The organism is Cupriavidus campinensis, assembly GCF_905397395.1.
GTDB lineage: Bacteria > Pseudomonadota > Gammaproteobacteria > Burkholderiales > Burkholderiaceae > Cupriavidus > Cupriavidus campinensis.
The window spans coordinates 229,243-244,792 of record NZ_CAJPVH010000001.1; the positions used below are offsets into that span (position 1 = coordinate 229,243).

Sequence of the window (15,550 nt, forward strand, 5' to 3'; positions counted from 1 at the left end):
GAAACAGGAGACAAACATGCAGCCGGACATGCCACAACAAACGACCCAGGGAGCGCGCCATGACTAGCCCATCCTCCGCCGCACTCACCCCGAACCAGCAGACATCGGAACGGACCCGCTGGATCCAGCTCGCCTTTGGCGTCGTCTGCATGGTGGCCACGGCCAACATCCAGTACGCCTGGACGCTGTTCGTGCCGGAAATCCAGCAGACCTACGGCTGGCCACGCGCCCAGATCCAGGTGGCGTTCACGCTGTTCGTGCTGGTCCAGACCTGGCTCGCGCCGGTGGAGGGCTACTTCATCGACAAGTTTGGCCCACGCCTGATGGTGGCGTTCGGCGCGCTGTTCATCGGCGCGGCCTGGATCATCAACTCGCAGGCCACCACCCTGGCGGGCTTCTACTTCGGCGCGGCAGTGGGCGGGATTGGCGTCGGGTCGATCTATGCCACCTGCATCAACAACGCCCTGAAATGGTTCCCGGACCGGCGCGGGCTGGCAGTTGGCCTGACCGCCGGCGGCTACGGCGCGGGCTCGGCGGCCACGATCCTGCCCATTGCGGCGATGATCGAGTCGTCCGGCTTCCAGGACACGTTCTTCTTCTTCGGCGTGCTGCAGGGCTCCATCGCCTTTGTGGCCGCGTGGTTCCTGCGCTCGCCGCGTGCCCAGGAAACCCGGGCGTCGCACAAGCTGGCCCAGGCCACGCGCGACTACACGCTCAAGGAGGCCATGAGCACCAAGCTGTTCTGGCTGATGTTCATGATGTTCATCCTGGTGGTGACCGGGGGCATGATGGCCGTGGCCCAGCTCGGCGTCATCGCCAAGGATCTCGGCGTCAAGGACTTCAAGGTCGATCTCCACTTCTTCGTGATGGCGGCCCTGCCGCTGGCGCTGATGCTGGACCGCATCATGAACGGCATCTCGCGGCCGCTGTTCGGGTGGATCTCGGACCATATCGGCCGGGAGAAGACGATGGTGATCGCCTTCACGCTGGAGGGCATTGGGATCATCGCGCTCGGGTATTTCGGCAGCAACCCGTACGCGTTCCTGATCCTGTCCGCCGTGGTGTTCCTGGCCTGGGGCGAGGTCTACTCGCTGTTCTCGGCACTGGCAGGCGACGCCTTCGGCACCAAGCACATCGGCAAGATCTACGGCGTGCTCTACACGGCGAAGGGGATTGGCGCGCTGTTCGTGCCGATCGGCAACCTGATGATGGAGGCCACGGGCACGTGGTCCACGGTGCTCTACACCGTGGCATGCATGGATCTGACGGCGGCTTTCCTGGCCGTGGTGGTGTTGCGGCCGGTGCTGGCCAGCCATGTGGCGGCCTCCAAGAGCCTGTTCGCCAAGGAGTCGGCGGCGGGCGGCGCGCCCGTCAGCGCCTGAAAGCACTTTCGCACGAGACCGCGTACTATCCAGCGGGCGACGGGCTTCCTCGGAAGCCCGTTTTTCTTGGTGGCCAGCGCCCCTGGCCGACTAAACCAAGGTATGAATTGCGCAAACCATTTGACACCGTGCGCAACCGTTTGTAGGGCTATTCGGCCCTCTTTGCCTGATATACCTTGAAGCCATGCTGGGTCTAGCGGCCCGGAACCGCTTCAACGTTCAGTTCAAAAGGGGCCGTCATGCATCACGCTTCGCTCATCCCGGTCAGTACCGCCCGCCCGTCCGCGCCACCAGGGCTCATCGGCGCCGAGCAGCAGTGGCGCGCACCCTCCCACGACACGGGCGCCCAGATCCCGGTCTCGCGCTGGACGCTCGAGCCCAGCGAACCGCTCCAGGTCTACCACCCCGGCGCCGACACCCACCACTGCATCGCCATGAACCTGCGCTGCACCACGCTGGCGTTCGTGCATGCAGGCCGGCCGCTGGTGGACGGGCGCATCACCGCCGGCGCGGTGCAGGTGACCGCGCCGGGCGTACCGGTACGCGCCACCTTCCAGGCGCCCGCCGACGTGCTCCACCTGTATGCCACGCAGGCGGTGCTGGCCGAATGCCACGCCGACCTGTTCGATCGCCCCCATGCCGGCGACATCGTGCTGGACTCGCCCAGGCTGCTGCAGGACCCGGCGCTCGAGCGGCTCGGCCAGGCCCTGGCGATGACGCAGGTGCAGGACGCCGGCGCGAGCCGCATCTTCGTGGAGAGCGTGAGCCTGGCCATCGTCTCGCGCCTGGTGGCGCGGCACTTCCAGGCCGGTGCGACGGAAGCCACGGGCGGCAGCCTGGCGCCGCTGCCGCCGTGGCGCCTGCGCCGCGCCACCGACTACATCGACGCTCATTTGTCCGAAGCGATTGGCCTGGCCGATATCGCGCAAAGCACCGGCCTCACGCGCATGCACTTCGCGGCGCAGTTCCGTCGCGCCACCGGCCTGCGTCCGCACGAATACCTGCTGCGGCGGCGCGTGGAACACGCGCAGTCGCTGCTGACCGCCACCGGCCAGACGATTCTCGACGTGGCCATGCATTGCGGCTTCCGCTCGCAATCGCACTTCACCACCGTGTTCAAGCGCTTTGTGGGCGAAACCCCCTACAACTGGCGCGTGAAACGCAGCCTGGAACGCAAGGCCGCCTGAGCGGCCGTCGCCCTCAACCCGGAGCCCCATCATGCTTGCAGACAACCTCGTGACAGACCAGGTTGCGCCGACGCGCAACCGCCCCGACCCCTGGCAGCAGGCACTCGGGCTGCTGTTTGCGCAGCCCGACCAGCCCGCCGGCAGCGCCATGTCCTACCATCGCTGCGGCCGCCAGGACCTGGCCGGCGTGCTGATCCGCATCATCGACCTGCCCGATGCGCACACCGCCGTGCTGTCGTGGAACGATGCCACCCACTGCCGCTACGGCGAGCAGCAATGGGGCACCGCCTTCGCGCGCGTGGCGGGCTTCTGCGCCATGAGCGGCCGCGAGATCGAGCCCGGCGATGCCATCTACAAGCCCCGGCCGCAGCGCCCCCGTGCGCGCAATGCCGATGCGATGATCCTGGCCGAAGTCCTGCTGGCGCAGTCCGTGGTGGCCGCCGTTGCGGCGAGTTAAACCTAAGGATGAGGCCGCGCAACGAATGCGCTATCGGCGGCGACGGATGTACAAATGATTTCCGGGGCGTGAGTCTCTAAGCTTGATTCCAGGCAGCCGGCAATGCGCGGCGCGCCGCCAGGAAACCAAAAGCTGCACCCTCACTGATGGAGAGATTCCCATGACCACACGCACCCAACGCACCCAACGCACCCTCGCCGCAACCGCCCTGCTCGTGCTGGGCAGCCTCGGCAGCTTCGCCACCGTGGCCCACGCCAGCGTCAGCTCGCCGCGTGACCCGTACACCGATGGTGCCCGCGTCGATTCGCCGCGCGACCCCTACACCGATGGCGCCCGCGTGGATTCGCCGCGCGACCCGTACACCGATGGCGCGCGCTTCGATCAATCCGTGGATGCCGCCGCCAGGCTGCAACTGGCCGGGCGCGACCTGACCGGTGTCTCGGCCTCGCCCGAGAAGTCGGACGCCTGAGTCCAGGCCCCCGGAGCCCATCATGCCCATCCAGACCTCGACGATGCCCGCCCAGCACGTGTCCTATCCCGCCCATATCACGTGGCGCGAACGCAAGCTGATTTGCTGCTGGATTGGGGTCTGCACCGCCTGCTGCGGCATGGCGGCCCTGATCTCGGCGTGGGGGCCGGCCTGACGCGACGGCTTACTGCGAAGCGTCGGACGTCATCCCGAGCGCTTCGGCCTTCAGCACGAAGTCGGCCAGCGAGCGCGAACCCATCTTCTTCATGGCCTGGCCGCGGTGGATCTTCACCGTGATCTCGCTCAGGCCCAGGTTCGCCGCGATCTGCTTGTTCATCAGCCCGCGCACCACCTGGGCCATGACTTCCCGTTCACGCTGGGTCAGCGTGGCATAGCGCTGGCGCAAGTCCGCGCTCGACTGGTCGGCCACGCGCCGCTGCGCGTCGCGCGCCAGGGCGCTGTTCACGGCGTCCAGCATGTCCTGGTCCCGGAACGGCTTGGCGAGGAAGTCCGTCGCGCCCGCCTTCATCGCCTTGACCGACATGGCGATGTCGCCATGCGCCGTCATGAAGACGATGGGAATGCTGATCTGGCCCGCGCCGATCTGCTCCTGCACGGCCAGGCCGCTCAGGCCCTTGAGCCGGACATCGAGGATCAGGCAGCTTGGCGTATCGGGCCGCTCGCACGCCAGGAATTCCTGCGCGGAGGCAAATGTCTGCACCTGGTGGCCCACGGAGCGCAGCAGCATCGCCACAGCAACCCGCATCGACTCGTCGTCATCCACCACATAGACCACGCCACCTGCCACCTCGTTGGCGGCGCCCGACTCATTGCCCATGTTCGCTCCCTGCTTCCGCGGCGTGCCGAAGCGCCGCGCATTCGCCGTCCGCCGCATCGGCCAGATGCAACGGCAGCATGATGTGGAAGGCCGCGCCGCCCTCGGGCGGCGAGTCGGCCCAGATGCGGCCCCCGTGCGCCTCCACGATGGAGCGGCAGATCGACAGGCCCATGCCCATGCCCTCGGCCTTGGTGGTGAAGAACGCGCTGAACAGCCGGTCGGCATCTTCCGGCGCGATGCCCTTGCCGGCGTCCCGCACGGTGACCTGCACCTGGCGCGACTCGGCCAGCGCGGTGTTGACCCAGAGCCTGCGGGGACGGCCAGCGCCTTCCATTGCCTGCACCGCGTTCATCAGCAGGTTGATCAGCACCTGCTGAAGCTGCACGCGGTCGCCGCAGATCATCGCGTCCGGAAGCGTCAGGTCGATCACCGATTCCACATGGTGATCCTGCAGCTCGCGGCGCATCAGTTCGATCGATTCCCGCACCAGGCTGTCAAGCGCAGTCTCGGCGTAGACCGGATCGCGCTTCTGCGCCATCGAGCGGATCTGCCGGATGATGTCGCTGGAGCGCCGTGCATCGCGGATCATCTGGTCGATGGACTGGGTGGCCTCGCCGACGTCCGGTTGCGGCCGGTTCAGCCAGCGCAGCGCGGAATCCCCACAGGTGACGATGGCCGCAATCGGCTGCGTCACCTCGTGGGCGATGGACGCCGCGAGCTCGCCCAGCGTGGTCATGCGCATCACATGCGCGAGTTCGGTGGAGGTGCGCTGCAGCGCCTGCTGGGTCTGGACGGCCGTGGTGATATCCATCAGCGCGCCCACGTATTCGGTATAGTCCGGCGCCGCCGCGCGCCGGCGCGACACCAGGTGCACGTGCTTGATCGTACCGTCCGGCATGCGCAGCCGATGCCGCACGTCGATCAGCGGTGCGCCCCGGCGCATCTGGTCGCGCACTGAGACCACCAGCGGCAGGTCTTCCGGATGGGCGCGTGCCAGGATCAGGTCCGCGGCGGGCGTCACGGTGCGGTCGTAGCCGAAGATCCGGTAGGCCTCGTCGGACCACGTCATGGTGTCGTCGGGCACGCGCATGGCGATACTGCCGGTCTGGCTCAGCTGCTGTGCCTCCGCCAGGAAGGCTTCGCTGCGCGCGAGCGCCGCCTCGGCCGTGGCGCGGATCTGCATCTCTTCCTGCAGCTGGGCCGTCTTGGCAAGATTGCGCATGGCCAGTAGCGAGGTACTGGCCACCGCCAGCAGGCTGAACACGCAGCGCGCCAGCGGGCCGGCGTCCTCGGTGACCGTGCGCTGAAACAGGAAGGCGAAGATGGTCAGTACGGCGCAGCCGATGGCCGAATACAGCGTGGCCTGCTGCGAGCCGGTGGCGGCCACCAGCAGCACGACCACAACATAGAGCACCGCCACGGCAATCGTCAGCGGCGTCAGGATATCGATCAGGAAAATCGCCAGCGTCAGCAGGGCCGCCAGGGCCAGCAGCGCGCGCGGATTCTCGGATTTCGGCCTGTGCACGGCGGTTGGCTGGGACATGCTCGGGGTGGCTCCTCGGGGGACTTCGCGGTTTCAACTACCGCTGGCCGTCGGCAGTGTCTTGCGGGGCGGTCGCGTGCACAGTCGTGGTGCGGGCGGGCACGGATGTGCCATCGATCCACCTTGGATGTGTGCGCAGGAATTATACATAGCAGGTGGCAGAAGTGACGTACGGCAGGGTACGGCACTTATGCGTTGGGTGCCGCCTTGCCGATCCGGTCCAGGCACGCCTGCAGCGCGGCACCGTCCACCGGCTTGCTGAGGAAGGACAGCGCACCGTTCATCATCGCCTGCCTGCGCGTGGCTTCCACGGAAAACGCGGTGATGAAGATCACGGGCACGTGTACGCCGGCTTCGGTCAGCCGGCGATGCATCTCGATGCCGGTGATGCCGGGCATCTGGACATCGGAGATCACGCAATCCACCTCGGCCGCACAGCCGGAGTTCAGGAACGCCGTGGCGGTGTCGAAAAGGATGACTTCCCACCCCAGGGAGCGAACCAGGCGCGATGTGGCGACCCGGACAGAGTCATCGTCGTCGACGATGGCCAGTAACTGTTTGTTGTGCAAAGCGACTACCTCGACCCGACTGAAACACGCAGCGATGCCCGGAGCGACATGCCGGGATGCGTGCAGGCATGATACGAGGCCCGCTCCGGCGGCGTAACTATATGTATGTATAGTCTGGCCCGGCTCCCCCCCGGCCCGGCGCGCCAGCGTGCGTTATCGACAATTCCGGGGCCGGGCGGCAACGGCGGCGCGGCATGCAGCCCGATCATGGCGGCAAGACACCCCGAGCCTTGCCCGGATTCCCCCGAATGTTTCCCGATCGCCAGGAGCCATGATGCCCGCGCCCTCCCTCGTCACCGCCACCGTCGCCCCGTCCGTCCCGGACGCCAAGGGCGTCGCCGCCATCGCCGCGCACCTGAACCCGCTGCTCGCCGATGTCTTCGCGCTCTACCTGAAGACCAAGAACTTCCACTGGCACATGTCCGGCCCGCACTTCCGCGACTACCACCTGATGCTCGACGAGCAGTCGGCGCAGATCTTCGCCATCACCGACGACATCGCCGAGCGGGTGCGCAAGCTCGGCACCACCACGCTGCGCTCCATCGGCGACGTGACCCGCCAGCAGCGCCTGCGCGACAACGACGCCGACCGCGTGGCTCCGCGCGACATGCTGGCGGAACTTCGCGCCGACAATCTGCAACTGGCCGCAATCATGCTCGACGCCCATGGCGTCTGCGACGACCACGGCGACGTGGCCACCGCGAGCCTGCTGGAGAACTGGATCGACGAAGCCCAGCGCCGCGCCTGGTTCCTGGCCGAAGCCAGCGAGTAACTCGCGCCAAAGCCGCGCCAGATGTTGCAGCCGTAACATCTGCTCACCATGGCGTAACCCACTGTAATGCGCCGCAGGGCATGATGGCTCCCATCGAGCAAGGCCGATCATCGGCCGACAAGGAGCCCGACATGCGCCAATCGATTCGTTACACCGGTATTGCCGTTCTCTGCGCCGCCATGCTGGCCGCCGGGCCGGCGTCGGCCCGCGGCCGCCATCACGGTGGCGGCGGGTCAGACGGCGCGGTGGCTGCGCTGGCCGTGGGCGCCATCGCGGCGCTGGCCATCGGCGCGGCGGTCTACAGCCAGCCCGTGGTAGCTGCGCCGGCGCCGGTCTACGCGCCGCCGCAACCGGTGGCCTACGCCGCCCCGCAGGTGCCGCCGGGCTACTGCTACAGCAACTACCAGCGTGCCTACGTGCCATGCGCGCCGGCTGCCCCGGTGGGCTACGGGCAGGTCGAGTACGCGCCCTACCAGCGGGGTTACGACCAGGGTTACAACCCGGGTTACAGCCGTTCGGGCTACTGATCTCCCACTCCCCGCAAATCCCGCCCCGAACTGCATGCCGATTGGCAGGCCGCTGGCGGGTTGTAGGACCGAACCCGATAGCAGAATGGGGCACGGGCTGACGCCGCGCGGCGTGTGCGGAACTCTAAGATAGATACGCACCAATTCCCCACGTCTGTCCCCCTACAAGTCCCCGCTCACGGTTGGCAAAGGAGTCCATCACAATGCAATCCCAACCCTTCCTCACCGACATCAAGACCCTGCGCGAACGTGCCCGCAAGAAGATCGAAGACGGCGCCGTCACCGAGGGCTACGATGGCGACCGCAACACCGTGATCGAGTTGCTCAATACCGCACTCGCCACGGAAATCGTCTGTGTGCTGCGCTATCGCCGCCACTATTTCATGGCCAAGGGCCCGAACTCGAAGAGCGTTGCCGACGAATTCCTCGCACATTCCAACGAGGAGCAAGGCCACGCCGACCAGATCTCCGAGCGCATCGTCCAGCTGGGCGGCGAGCCCAACCTGTCGCCGGACGGCCTGCTGACGCGCAGCCATTCGGAGTACAGCGAGGGGGACGACCTCGCCAGCATGATCCGCGAGAACCTCGTGGCCGAGCGGATCGCGATCGACAGCTATCGCGAGATCGTCCAGTACCTGGGCGACAAGGACCCGACCACACGCCGCATGATGGAAGAGATCCTGGCCGTGGAGGAAGAACACGCCGATGAGCTGGCCGATCTGCTCGCGAATCAGGGTTGAAGGCGAAAAAGCGGATTAAACACCACGTATCGCAACCCTAAGAAAGGCCCATCCGTCATGGATGGGCCTTTTTCTCTCCGCGCCGAGGGTCAGACCGTCACGCCTTCCAGCTCGTGCTTGCGCTCCTCAAGCTGCGCCGCCACGGCCTTCAGGTCGATCTTGGCCTGGATCACGGCCTTGAACAGCTCGCCTTCCTCTTCCTCCACGTGGTGCCCGACGTACTCGGTCAGCACCTTGTAGTTGGCGTCGAGCATGTCCTTGTCGCCAGACTCGATCTTCGCGATCAACGCCTTGGCCACCATGTGCTCCACCTTGGCTTCATCCAGCATGTCGTCGATCTTGTCCGAAACCCCGCGCAGGGCCGGGTAGAAGATCTCTTCCTCGATCTGGGCGTGAATGGTCAGCGCGTGGCAGGTTTCCGCCGCAATCGACTGCTTGGCGCTGTCCTGTTTGGCTTCCTCGAACTGCTTGAACAGCTTCTTGACGGCGCGGTGGTCGTCCAGCAACAGGCTCAGGGCCGGGCGCTGGCCGACCGGGATCTTGGATTTATCCATGATGACTCCTCGTTCTGTGGGGTTTTGCGGGGTAGGTAGCGGACATGCGAAAACGGGTCCGTGGACCGGTTCTGCAAAAGCCGTTCCCGACCCGCCCGGCGCCGCAACATCGGCGCGCGGCGGGGGCGGGGCGCACCTGCTACGCGTAAAACTTGCCGGCGAACGTAGGGATCGAGGCGGTCAGCCTTGCCGTGGCCGCGACGGGGGCCGCGACGGGGGCTGCTTGGGGGGCCGGGGCGCCAGCCGGGCGATGACCTCGGCGTGGTCCGGATGGGCGGCGGCCAGCGCCGCCGCGTCGGCCAGTTCGAACTCGCTGAACTCGAACCCGGGCGCCACCGTGCAGCCCACCAGCGAATAGCCGCCGGCGTAGCCCGCCACGCGCTCGGCCGCGAACCAGCAGCCGGCCGGCACCACCGCCTGAAACGCGGTGCCGGCGTCGTGCAGGGGGTTGCCGAGGTGGTGGGTGTGCAGCCGGCCTGCGCCATCGATCACATGCACGTCGAGCGGCTCGCCGGCGTAGAAATGCCAGCCTTCGTCCGCGCGGATGCGGTGCCACGCCGAATACGCGTCATCGCAGAGCAGGTAATAGATGGCCGTGGAGGCCGAGCGCGCCGCGCCATCGGCCCGGCGGACCCGCGCGGCGTCCCGGTACGTCTCCCGGTAGAATCCCCCCTCCGGATGGGGCACAAGGCCGAGGTCCTGGATCAGGCGGTGATGGGGCGCGGTCGGTTGCATGGCAGGAAGCGGCCCAATCGGGGCCGAAAGACGTGGACGAGGCGCTTATTGTCCATGAGGTCTATCGGATTTGTCCGATGATCGATGGCATCGGCCCGCCGCCGATTGCAGGAATCGCCAAGACAGCCGATTTCCGCCCCGCTACGCTGCCAGACAATCCCCCCAATTGCGGCCAATGCCGGCCGCCCCGGAATCTGATCGAGTACTGCTCCCATGTCGCGCCCCCTGCCCGCCTGGCTGCCTGGCCTGGCTTTCGTCCTGATCTGGTCCACCGGCTTTATCGTCGGCAAGGCGGTCGTGCCCGTGGCCGACACCAGCCTGTTCCTGCTCGCCCGCTTCGCGCTGGCCGGGCTGATGTTTATGCTGGCGGCGCTGCTGTCCGGCGCGGCGTGGCCGGCCCCGCGCGAGGTGCCGCGCCACCTGCTGGCCGGCGCGCTGATGCAGGGCATCTACCTGTGTGCCGGTTACGGCGCCGTGGCGCACGGCCTGTCGCCGTCCGTGATGGCGCTGCTGGGCGCCCTGCAGCCGCTGCTGACCGCGCTGCTTGCCATCCCCCTATTAAAAGAGCTACCTTCGATGCGCACCTGGCGCGGGCTCGCGCTCGGCGCGGCCGGCGTGGGGCTGGTCGTGCTGCCGGCGATGCGGGCCGGCGCGCCACACGCGGTGTCGCCGTGGATCGTGCTGGTCGGCCTGCTGGCCATTGTTTCCATCACCATGGGTACGCTGTTGCAGAAGACCTCTATTGCCAAGGCCGACATTCGCGCCAGCTCGGCCTGGCAGAATGCCGGCGCGATGCTCGTGGCCGGCACGCTGGTCATGGTCAACGGCGGCCCGGGTGCGCTGCACTGGGAGCCAGGCGCCACGCTCTGGGCCTCGCTGGCTTATGCCGCGCTGGTGCTGTCGGGACTCGGCACGTGGCTGCTGCTGGCGCTGGTGCGCCGCGGACGCGCCGCCAACGCCGCCGCGCTGATGTTCCTGGCCCCGCCACTGGCCGCCGTGCAGGCCGCCCTGCTGTTTGGCGACCATCTGGTGCCGCTCCAGTGGCTCGGCATGGCGGTGGCCGGCGCCGGCGTGTGGCTGTGCCAGACCCAGGGACGGACGCAACGTGCCGAAGCGCGCTGATCACGCCGCCCCGCTGGTCGAGCCCCGGCGGTTCCAGCCGCAGCCGCTCGGCCATGCGCACGACTACCACCAGTTGCTGTTCGGCGTGGACGGCGCCATCGAACTGGAGATCGACGGTCACGCCTATCGCGTGGATGCCGAACACGGCCTCGTCGTGCCCGGCGGCGAACACCATGTCTGCGTGGGCCTGACCGAAAACCTGCAACTGGTGGCCGACTTCCCGGCCAGCTCCGTGGCCCTCCCGGCCCGGCTGATGGCCCGCCCCCGCACCTTTGCGCTGGACGGCCCACTCGCCGCCCAGGTGCGCACGCTCGTCGCCATCCCCAAAACCCGCCCGGGCGCCCCGCCGCAGCACGACTGGCAGCGCGCGGCCATCCTGGCTGGCAATCTGGCCACCTCGCTCGGCCAGGATCTCGCCCGGCACGACGCCGCCCGCTTCCCGGTGTTGGCGATCGACGCCTGCCTGCGCGCCAGCCTCGCCGAGCCGCCGCGCGCCGACCAACTCGCCAGCCGCTTCGGCTGGGGCGCCCGCCACTTCCATACGCTGTTCTGCGAAGCCTTCGGCGACACCCCGCACGGCTACCAGACCCGCCTGCGCCTGGATCAGGCCGTGCAGTGGCTGATGGCCGGCACGATGCCGCTGGCCGACATCGCCTTCGGCGTCGGCTATCCCGACCAGACCACCTTTACGCGTGCGTTTGCCCGCCGCTTCGGCCTGCCGCCGGGGGCTTGGCGTGAGGCGGCGCGGCGCGCTGAAGCGCTCGCCATCGATTGTCAGAATTACAAAGCCGAGTAAGGCGCACACCGGCAACAGCGGGCAGCCACCCTCGGAAGCCAGTCCTGGCGCCAACGCCCCATCCGGTACAAAACTTGCGCCTGTGGCCGGGTGATGCCCGACGCCCTTCCCAATGCCCCGCTCCTGCGCCCCGGCCACAACTGCTGGCGGGTGGAGCCGTGCCAGCGTTTTTCGATGCTGGTGGATGCCGATGCGTACTTTTCCGCACTCCGTGAGGCGCTGGCCAAGGCCACGCACAGCGTGTTCATCCTCGGCTGGGATATCGACAGCCGGATGGTGATGACCCCGGGCGGCGGGGACCATGCCGATGGCCTGCCGCCCACGCTGCGCGACTTCCTGAACGCGCTGTGCAAACGCCAGCGCGGCCTGCGGATCTACGTGCTGAGCTGGGATTTCGCGATGGTGTTCGCGCTGGAGCGCGAGTGGCTGCCGTCCGCCAAGATGCATTGGCAGACCCATCGGCGGCTGTCTTTCCGGCTCGATGGCAACCATCCGCCCGGGGCCTCGCATCATCAGAAGGTGGTCGTGGTCGATCATCAGGTGGCCTTCGTGGGCGGGCTGGACCTGACCATCCGGCGCTGGGACACCCATCATCATCTGGGCGACGACCCGCGCCGCGTGGATCTGGACGGCAAGCCCTACCCGCCCTTCCATGACGTGCAGTGCGTGGTCGATGGCGATGCCGCCGCTGCGCTGGGCGACCTGGCGGCGGCGCGCTGGCTGCGCGCCACGGGCCGCCAGCCGCGTGTGCCGGACCGGCCGCTGGGGGATGCGTGGCCGGAGAGCATCGCACCCGATCTGACCAATGTGGACGTCGGCATCAGCCGGACCTCGCCGGCTTGCGAGGACGAGCCCGGCGTGTCGGAGATCCGCGAGCTGTATCTGGATGCCATCGGCGCGGCACGCCAGGGCATCTACCTCGAGAACCAGTATTTCAGTTCCGGCCTGATTGCCGATGCGTTCACCAAGCGCCTGCGCGAGCCCGAGGGGCCCGAGATTGCGCTGGTGTCCCGGCGCACCGAGAGCGGCTGGCTGGAGGAAGCGAGCATGGGGGTGCTGCGCGCACGGCTCTGCCGGCGCCTGCGCGGCGCGGACGCGCACGCGCGGTTCCACCTGTACTGCCCGCATGTGCCGGACCTTGGCGATGCCTGTGTCAACGTCCACAGCAAGGTCATGGTGGTGGACGACCAGCTGCTGACGATCGGGTCGGCCAATCTCAGCAATCGCTCGTTCGGGCTCGATACCGAATGCAACCTCGTGGTGGAAGCCAATGGCGATCCCAAGATCGCTGCCGGCATCCGGGCGATGCGCGGGCGGCTGCTGAGCGAGCACCTCGCCGTCACGCCGGACGAGCTCGACGCCGCGCTGGCGGACGCCGGCGGCCTGCACGCCGCCATCGAGACCCTGCACCGCAGCGACGGCCGCACGCTGGAGCGATTCTCGCCGACCGTGCCGGACGAAGTGGACGCCGCGCTGCCCGATGCGCGGCTGCTGGACCCCATCGAACCCATTGACAGCGATCAGATCATGGGCGAGTTCGTCAGCCACGAGGCCCGCCCCCACGCGGCCAACCGCGTGGCGGTATTCGTGCTGCTGGTGCTCGTGCTGGGCGGCATGGCCTTCGCGTGGCGCTACACGCCGCTGCGCGAATGGGCCGACTTCCGCCATCTGCTGACCATGGTCGAGCACGTGCGCGACATGCCGTTTGCCCCGGGCGCGATGATGGCCGCTTTCGTGGCAGGTGGACTGGTGATGTTTCCGGTAACGCTGTTGATCGTGGTCACGCTGGTGGTGTTCGGGCCGTGGTATGGCGCGGTGCTGGCGCTGTGTGGCACGGTGCTGAGTGCCGCCGGTGGCTACACGGCGGGCCGCCTGCTGGGCCGCCATGCGGTGCGGCGCCTGGGCGGACGCCGGCTGAACCGGCTGAGCCACAAGGTGCGGCAGCATGGCGTGCTGGCGATGGTGGTGCTGCGGCTCGTGCCGGTGGCGCCGTTCACGCTGGTCAACCTGGTGGTGGGCGCGTCGCGCATCCGGCTGCGGGATTGCCTGCTCGGCACCGCCATCGGCATGACGCCGGGCATTCTCATCACCGCCTCGCTGGTGGACCGGATTGCCGCCGTGGCCAAGGACCCAGGCGCGGGCACCTTCGCCCTGCTGGCGCTGGTGCTGCTGATTCCGATCACCGTGGCGGTGCTGCTGCGCCGGCGGCGCAAGCGTCGGGAGCGCGCAGCCAACGCCGAACGCCATGCGGCAGCCACTGCGACTGCGACTGCGGCGGCGCGGCACCCGCCAGCCTGCACCAGCGCGCCCTCGCGCGAGGGGGCCTGATGCACGCGCCATTGCCTTTCCCCCAAGACCCCTCGGGGTCACTGCATGCCGACATCGCCGTGGCCAGCTACAACATCCACGGCGGGGTGGGCACCGATGGGCATTTCGTGCCAAAGCGCATCGCGGATGTGGTGACGGAACTGCGCGCAGACCTGATCGCCCTGCAGGAGGTGGAGTCGCGCACCACCGGCTTCGACATGCTGCGCTTCCTCGCCGCGCACACCGGCCTGCACGCCATTCCCGGCCCCACGCTGGTCCGCGAGGACGGCGACTACGGCAACGGCCTGCTCACGCGCTACCGGCCGCTGCGCATCCGCCATATCGACCTCAGCGTGAAGGGGCACGAGCCGCGCGGCGCCATCGACGCCATGCTCGAATGCAACGCCGTGGAGCACGACACCTTCGCGCTGCGCGTGATTGCCACGCACCTCGGGCTGATGCCCGGCGAGCGGCGCTGGCAGGTGCGCCGCCTGCTCACCGCGCTGGCGGAGGCGCCCGAGCAGCCCACCATCCTGCTCGGCGATGTGAACGAGTGGTTCCTGTGGGGAAGGCCGCTGCGCTGGCTGCATGCGTACTTCGAACGCACGCCCCATGTCTCGACATTTCCGTCGCGCTGGCCCTTCCTCGCGCTGGACCGGATCTGGACTTCGCCACGCGCGCACCTGGTGTCGGTGGCAGGCCATCGCAGCGCGCTGACGCGGCTGGCGTCCGATCATCTTCCGCTGCTCGCGCGCCTGCGGCTGACCGCGCGCGCCCATCCTTCCCCCGAGGAAATCGTCGCCACAACGGGTGCACCGTTGCAGGAGCCGGGTGCCTGAACAGCGCCTTGCATCGCAGCATCGGCATCTTGTTTCAGGCTCACCCACATGGCCGCCACGGTTTGCCGCAGGGCCGCAATACGGGTATCTCGCTAGGCTTGCGCGCTGGTCTGCGCCACGCTCGCTTCCTATACTTGACTCTCGCAGACGCCATGTCATGCCGCATGGCGATGCAACACCGAAAACGATCGGGCAGGCGATGGCGGTTCCCGGGAGGACCCCGCCGACGGGTCATGTCGACACGCCCTGTCCCGGAACAGGAATGTGGAGAAAAGGCATGCCCAGCGAACAGTTCCTTGCCACCCAGGAAACCCGCCGCTTAGGCCTGCGCGCCCTGCGCGCGGCATTGCTCCAGGTGCACAAGGAAGTCATCGGCTACGACCGTGTTCAATACGAGCGTCTGCACGGTCCGATTCCGGCCGGGCAGTTCGTGCAGCTGGTCACCGAGGAATCTTTCTTTCGCTGGCTGGACCCGCTGTCGCGCCTCATCATCGAGATCGACGAGGAACTCGAGGGCGACGAACATCATGACGATACCTGCCGGGCCGTGGCCGGCGCCGCGCAGAAGCTGTTCAGCGAGCGCGGGGACGAGGCGTTTCGCAAGCGCTATCAGGAGGCGTTGCAGGATGAATCGTCGGTCATCGTGGCGCACGGGCGGCTGATGTCCGTGATCGGCCAGCTGCGGCAGCTGCCGTAGGCGGGATCGCGCCGGG

General features: G+C 67.9%; 18 protein-coding genes. 13 read left to right on the forward strand and 5 right to left on the reverse strand.

Annotation, left to right across the window (positions count from 1 at the left end; genetic code table 11):
* The first annotated feature begins 59 nt into the window (after positions 1 to 59).
* The 5 genes from oxlT (at position 60) to KHO18_RS01040 (ending at position 3,670) form a co-directional block, all read left to right on the forward strand.
* Positions 60 to 1,382 (forward strand): oxalate/formate MFS antiporter, encoded by a 1,323-nt coding sequence (oxlT, locus tag KHO18_RS01020; protein WP_144198295.1) that lies wholly within the window; start codon positions 60 to 62, stop codon positions 1,380 to 1,382.
* Between the two features lie 239 nt (positions 1,383 to 1,621).
* Positions 1,622 to 2,569, forward strand: coding sequence for a helix-turn-helix transcriptional regulator (locus KHO18_RS01025; protein ID WP_144198294.1), 948 nt, complete (start codon positions 1,622 to 1,624; stop codon positions 2,567 to 2,569).
* Between the two features lie 31 nt (positions 2,570 to 2,600).
* The gene (locus KHO18_RS01030) at positions 2,601 to 3,026 is read left to right on the forward strand and encodes a DUF3331 domain-containing protein (protein ID WP_144198293.1); all 426 of its coding nucleotides are present in this window, start codon (positions 2,601 to 2,603) and stop codon (positions 3,024 to 3,026) included.
* 160 nt (positions 3,027 to 3,186) lie between these two features.
* Positions 3,187 to 3,495: a hypothetical protein gene (locus KHO18_RS01035; RefSeq protein ID WP_144198292.1), complete on the forward strand. Its 309-nt coding sequence runs from the start codon at positions 3,187 to 3,189 to the stop codon at positions 3,493 to 3,495.
* A 22-nt stretch (positions 3,496 to 3,517) separates the two neighbouring features.
* The gene (locus KHO18_RS01040) at positions 3,518 to 3,670 is read left to right on the forward strand and encodes a hypothetical protein (protein ID WP_186296848.1); all 153 of its coding nucleotides are present in this window, start codon (positions 3,518 to 3,520) and stop codon (positions 3,668 to 3,670) included.
* Between the two features lie 9 nt (positions 3,671 to 3,679).
* Here the strand turns inward: KHO18_RS01040 and KHO18_RS01045 are convergent, their stop codons facing one another.
* The 3 genes from KHO18_RS01045 to KHO18_RS01055 form a co-directional block, all read right to left on the reverse strand.
* Positions 3,680 to 4,333, reverse strand: a complete 654-nt coding sequence (locus KHO18_RS01045) for a response regulator transcription factor (RefSeq protein ID WP_144198291.1) — start codon at positions 4,331 to 4,333, stop codon at positions 3,680 to 3,682.
* A complete protein-coding gene (locus tag KHO18_RS01050) occupies positions 4,323 to 5,876 on the reverse strand; it encodes a sensor histidine kinase (protein WP_144198290.1) in 1,554 nt (517 codons plus the stop codon). Before KHO18_RS01050 ends, KHO18_RS01045 begins: the two co-directional genes overlap by 11 nt.
* A 188-nt stretch (positions 5,877 to 6,064) precedes the next feature.
* Positions 6,065 to 6,445: a response regulator transcription factor gene (locus tag KHO18_RS01055; RefSeq protein ID WP_211942624.1), complete on the reverse strand. Its 381-nt coding sequence runs from the start codon at positions 6,443 to 6,445 to the stop codon at positions 6,065 to 6,067.
* 274 nt (positions 6,446 to 6,719) lie between these two features.
* Between KHO18_RS01055 and KHO18_RS01060 the strand changes: the two genes are divergently transcribed.
* The 3 genes from KHO18_RS01060 (at position 6,720) to KHO18_RS01070 (ending at position 8,484) form a co-directional block, all read left to right on the forward strand.
* Positions 6,720 to 7,217: a Dps family protein gene (locus KHO18_RS01060; protein WP_211942674.1), complete on the forward strand. Its 498-nt coding sequence runs from the start codon at positions 6,720 to 6,722 to the stop codon at positions 7,215 to 7,217.
* Positions 7,218 to 7,348: 131 nt separating this feature from the next.
* Entirely contained in the window at positions 7,349 to 7,744 is a 396-nt protein-coding gene (locus tag KHO18_RS01065; protein ID WP_144198287.1) for a mechanosensitive ion channel protein MscS, read from the forward strand.
* A 203-nt stretch (positions 7,745 to 7,947) separates the two neighbouring features.
* A complete protein-coding gene (locus KHO18_RS01070) occupies positions 7,948 to 8,484 on the forward strand; it encodes a ferritin-like domain-containing protein (protein WP_186296847.1) in 537 nt (178 codons plus the stop codon).
* An 89-nt stretch (positions 8,485 to 8,573) separates the two neighbouring features.
* Here the strand turns inward: KHO18_RS01070 and KHO18_RS01075 are convergent, their stop codons facing one another.
* Positions 8,574 to 9,038, reverse strand: a complete 465-nt coding sequence (locus tag KHO18_RS01075; protein WP_144198285.1) for a hemerythrin domain-containing protein — start codon at positions 9,036 to 9,038, stop codon at positions 8,574 to 8,576.
* Between the two features lie 180 nt (positions 9,039 to 9,218).
* Positions 9,219 to 9,773 carry a cupin domain-containing protein gene (locus KHO18_RS01080; RefSeq protein ID WP_211942625.1) on the reverse strand — a complete coding sequence of 185 codons (555 nt, stop codon included), beginning with the start codon at positions 9,771 to 9,773 and terminating at the stop codon, positions 9,219 to 9,221.
* A 213-nt stretch (positions 9,774 to 9,986) separates the two neighbouring features.
* Between KHO18_RS01080 and KHO18_RS01085 the strand changes: the two genes are divergently transcribed.
* The 5 genes from KHO18_RS01085 to KHO18_RS01105 all read left to right on the forward strand — a co-directional run bounded on the left by KHO18_RS01085 (position 9,987) and on the right by KHO18_RS01105 (position 15,534).
* On the forward strand, positions 9,987 to 10,895 hold the full coding sequence (locus KHO18_RS01085; protein ID WP_211942626.1) for a DMT family transporter: 909 nt from the start codon (positions 9,987 to 9,989) through the stop codon (positions 10,893 to 10,895).
* Entirely contained in the window at positions 10,879 to 11,691 is an 813-nt protein-coding gene (locus KHO18_RS01090) for a helix-turn-helix transcriptional regulator (protein WP_211942627.1), read from the forward strand. The genes KHO18_RS01085 and KHO18_RS01090 overlap by 17 nt, the downstream gene beginning before the upstream one ends.
* Positions 11,692 to 11,784: 93 nt before the next feature.
* The gene (locus tag KHO18_RS01095; RefSeq protein ID WP_211942628.1) at positions 11,785 to 14,019 is read left to right on the forward strand and encodes a VTT domain-containing protein; all 2,235 of its coding nucleotides are present in this window, start codon (positions 11,785 to 11,787) and stop codon (positions 14,017 to 14,019) included.
* Positions 14,020 to 14,030: 11 nt separating this feature from the next.
* On the forward strand, positions 14,031 to 14,837 hold the full coding sequence (locus KHO18_RS01100; protein ID WP_244844431.1) for an endonuclease/exonuclease/phosphatase family protein: 807 nt from the start codon (positions 14,031 to 14,033) through the stop codon (positions 14,835 to 14,837).
* A 277-nt stretch (positions 14,838 to 15,114) separates the two neighbouring features.
* Positions 15,115 to 15,534 carry a hypothetical protein gene (locus KHO18_RS01105; RefSeq protein ID WP_144198279.1) on the forward strand — a complete coding sequence of 140 codons (420 nt, stop codon included), beginning with the start codon at positions 15,115 to 15,117 and terminating at the stop codon, positions 15,532 to 15,534.
* The last annotated feature ends 16 nt before the right edge of the window (positions 15,535 to 15,550 follow it).